This is a genomic window from Acinetobacter seohaensis (assembly GCF_056431365.1).
Genome location: NZ_JBWKMK010000085.1, coordinates 1 through 1,340 on the forward strand (window position 1 = coordinate 1; position 1,340 = coordinate 1,340).

Consider the following 1,340-nt stretch of genomic DNA (forward strand, 5'->3'; position numbering starts at 1 on the left):
TCAAGGACTAATTCGCACTCTGTTAATGTCTTGTTGCCAAGCGTGTAACTAGAGCCTGAGTCGGTCAGTTCCGACTTGTAGCGGTCAGTCCGTTCTTGCAATATACGCTTTACAGTTTTGTAAGGCGTATAACGACTTATCTCATTGTCGTTTAATCTTGCAAGCACGTTTCTCGCAGCATTCCAATCAGCTTGCACAACTTCCCCATTGAAACGGTGAAAACGATCTCCCTTACGTGTACCTATTAAAAGGCCATGCAAGAAAGAATCACTTTGCGAAGTATATGCAGAATTGACTAGATGCACCGTAGAACCTCTACGGTGAGATATAGAAGTTAGGGCATTAGCTAACAAACCTTTAGCCCATGTATTTAAGCGTCTATTGGTGTTTTTGCCATAGTTGCGTTTACTTTGAATTGGGGATGTTAAATCTTCCGCAACAATCACTTTGGCTTTATCAACCAACTTGTGAGTTGCTGTAAATATTAATGTTTTGAGCTTTGCTTTTTGAGTATCTTGTCGCTTATCTAGTTTTTTTCGACCTAGATTATTTAACTCAATTTTCTGTTTCTTGTGCGGTTTGGCTTTAGAAATCGCTCTGAGCTTATTTCTACGTTTGTACTTTTGATTTAGGTAGTCTGATTCACTTGAGATCAATTTACCTAAACCATTGCCATATACTTCACCATCAGAATCCACAAAGGCTTCTGAATAACCTTTATCAACACCTACGGTTTCCTGACCACAATCCTGTGTTTCAACTGCATCATAAGTTGAGTGAACTTCAACATTACCGTTTTTTAGAATGATTCTAAGTGTGCCTTGTGGCGCAAAATCAACAGTGGTGTTTAGTGGAATTTTAATGGTTTGTCGAGGGACTAGACTCGGCACTTTAAGCCAACATTGACCATTTAACTCAAAAGTTTTACACATATCCGCACGAACAATAATTTGATTATGTGTGTGATTAACACCATGCTTAAAGTGATTACGCATTTGACGATGGAGGAAATTATCAGTCATCCATTCATCTTTTTTAAGCAAGGTGTATAGTCTTTTTTGTTCATTATTACAGGAGGTGCGTTTTCGGATCGCCTGCTTTACTTTGTCTTTTGATGCTTCTCGATAGGCTTTAATATCACCTATGCAATCACGTAGCGTTTCTTTCCACGCATTTGCAGAAACACCAAAGTCACGACTTTCTTTCATCCACGCATCACGAATAGCTCTGTCACTGATATTCAAACCTGAAATAGCACCATATTTAGCCCACACCTCGCTACGAATACGACCAAGTAAAACAGCTTGTTTCTCAAGCTGTTTGTACTTTTGCACATTCAA

The 1,340-nt window shown here is 39.0% G+C and carries 1 protein-coding gene; it reads right to left on the minus strand.

The window, feature by feature from the left end:
* Positions 1–1,340, minus strand: a 1,340-nt coding sequence (locus AC07E5_RS09790; protein WP_498625346.1) for an IS200/IS605 family accessory protein TnpB-related protein, incomplete at both ends; no start/stop codon positions are given.